The sequence below is a fragment of the Thermomonas beijingensis genome, from assembly GCF_020034655.1.
GTDB classification, from domain to species: Bacteria; Pseudomonadota; Gammaproteobacteria; order Xanthomonadales; family Xanthomonadaceae; genus Thermomonas; species Thermomonas beijingensis.
Genome location: NZ_JAIQDJ010000029.1, coordinates 1 through 2,264, shown reverse-complemented (window position 1 = coordinate 2,264; position 2,264 = coordinate 1). Strand labels below are relative to the sequence as shown.

3 protein-coding genes are annotated in these 2,264 nt (G+C 54.5%); all 3 read right to left on the bottom strand.

What is annotated here, in order from left to right; translation table 11 throughout:
- Positions 1–200: 200 nt before the first annotated feature.
- Entirely contained in the window at positions 201–536 is a 336-nt protein-coding gene (locus K7B09_RS12955) for a DUF7957 family protein (RefSeq protein ID WP_223629881.1), read from the bottom strand.
- A gap of 417 nt (positions 537–953) precedes the next feature.
- On the bottom strand, positions 954–1,748 hold the full coding sequence (locus K7B09_RS12950) for an HTH domain-containing protein (RefSeq protein ID WP_223629880.1): 795 nt from the start codon (positions 1,746–1,748) through the stop codon (positions 954–956).
- Positions 1,749–2,083: 335 nt separating this feature from the next.
- Positions 2,084–2,264: hypothetical protein (locus K7B09_RS12945; protein ID WP_223629879.1), on the bottom strand; the 181-nt coding region annotated here is incomplete at its 5' end.

Below are 2,264 nucleotides of genomic sequence, written 5' to 3'. Positions count from 1 at the left end.
GAATGCTACCGCCACCACGGTGCGCAGGTCCCCTGCGCGCTGTGGGCCAAGTACGCAAGGGCACACTTGAACCAAACAGTAAACCTATCAAGCGCAATTCAATGCAAAGCCCGCACATCTCCAAAAAATTCCGCGCTAAACCTAACACCTGAGTTAAGCCGCGCCGCGAAGCGGCGTCGGCTTGGACGAATTGTTAGGCCTCACTTTGTGAAGGCCTTGGTGACCACCCGGCCACTGCGCAAGTCGATGGTGCAGTTGTAGCCTGCGAAGTTGCCGACGACTAGAGGCTGCTCCGACAAGATGTTCGTATAGGCGTCTGTGGCGCCCATGCCGATATCGTCTGCGCGCCACGCGAGCTGGCCGGAAGTGGTCGAGTACGCAAACAGGTTCCGGGCAGGTTGTCCGCGCGGGAACGCCATGTAGTCGTAGACCACGACAACAAGTTCGCCAATCTCGCGTATTTCGAGGACGGGATATTCGGCTCGGATGCTGCCCCGAGAGTGGTGAATCTTGGTTGGATTGCTGGGCTGCGGCATGTGAGGCCTAACACCTGAGTTAAGCCGCGCCGCAACGAGGTGCAACCGAAGCGACAGCAGCCGGAAACCGAAAGATAACACGATGCCATGAAGCGGCGTCGGCTTGAACGAACTGTTAGGTTGTAGGCGCCCGACGACCCAGTGCACACGCGAAGCAAGCTACGGAATGCTACCGCCACCACGGTGCGCAGGTCCCCTGCGCGCTGTGGGCCAAGTACGCAAGGGCACGCTTGAACCAAACAGTAAACCTATCAAGCGCAATTCAATGCAAAGCCCGCATATCCCCAAAAAAATTCCGCGCTAAACCTAACGCCTGAGTTAAGCCGACACGCGCAGTGGCGGCGAATGCCTGCTAGCGTAGCGCAAGCAGGCATTTGACGCCACGAAGCGTGTTCGGCTTGAACGAATTGTTAGACCTCACAGCTTTTCAATTGCTGCCTCCAGCGAGGCTTTGACTTTCTTCTTTTGGATTTCTGGATCTTCTTTCTGGATGAACTCAACCGCAGAAAGATCGTCTCCGCGTTTCCTGTTCTGGCGAGGCTCAAGTGCTTCAATCAGGATAGCTTCAAGTGCAGAAATGATTTTTGTCGCTTCAAAAGTGCCGGGAAGCGTGGCCAGTTGGCCGGACTCTTTGACAGGGAGCAGGCCAAACCAAGAGAAGCGATCCCAACGAGCTGCGAGCCGGTCAAGTGTATGCTCGTAAAGCCGACGACCGAGTGGGCGATCTGTTGTGCGGCCAATGTAGATGACCTCGCGGCCGTCGTAGAGCAGATAGATGCCAAGCTGTTTATTGAAATCAACGGGCGTGGCACCTAGTTGCTGCATCCCGAGGAGTTTTGGACTTGCGCTCCACTGAATCGCCTCCCGACGCCAGAACATGCCGAATGAACTGACGATATCGTATTGCTCTTCCGAGTCCTCAGATTCATCAACTGGCGGTGTGAGTTTCTGTTTTGAGGTTGATGATGTCGCGACGTGTGGCTTGGCGAGAATGAATGTGCCCTTTGCAACCCGCACATATGGGGAGGCGCTGCCATCACGCTTAATGGATGAGCTAATTTGGGCGTTTACTGTTGCGGCTGGCGTTGCGCCCAAGTTCGTTCGCAGTTGGTTGGCAATGATTCGGGCAGTAATTTCGTTGTAGTGCAGCGGAGCTGAGGAAGCGCCGAGCACTTTGTCTATTGCCTCACGCCAAGTAAGTTCTTTTGCCATGAGCATCCTTGATGTTGGGTGTGAGGTCTAACACCTGAGTTAAGCCGTGCCACTGCACGGCCGCAAACAAGAACGAACATACCGAAAAAAATTGCGGCCGTGAAGTGGCATCGGCTTGAACGAATTGTTAGACCTGTGCGCTCTTGCGGTGAGCCGTGAAACGAACAGGCCGGAAAGCCAATTTGTACCACGAAACCAAGCGCCGTATCAGCTGCGCGAAACCCGCTCTGGCGCTTGCTCTACAAGCGAACGCAGGCTGTAGATTTTGATCTTGATCTTGTTGCAATTTTGAAAGCTTCTTGCCGTTGAAGCGAGGTCAAAAACATCTTTCCAGATCATGAGCTGTTGCGGGTTTCAATGGCTTTGAAAGGAATGTGCGGCTTGTTGCTCTTCACAAGTCTAACACCTGAGTTAAGCCGCGCCGCAACGAGGTGCAACCGAAGCGACAGCAGCCGGACGCCGAAAGATAACACGATGCCATGAAGCGGCGTCGGCTTGAACGAACTGTTAGGTTGT

Coding starts and splice junctions, on each gene's coding strand:
- K7B09_RS12955 (WP_223629881.1), bottom strand. CDS start 536: ATGCCGCAGCCCAGCAATCCAACCAAGATTCACCACTCTCGGGGCAGC.
- K7B09_RS12950 (WP_223629880.1), bottom strand. CDS start 1,748: ATGGCAAAAGAACTTACTTGGCGTGAGGCAATAGACAAAGTGCTCGGC.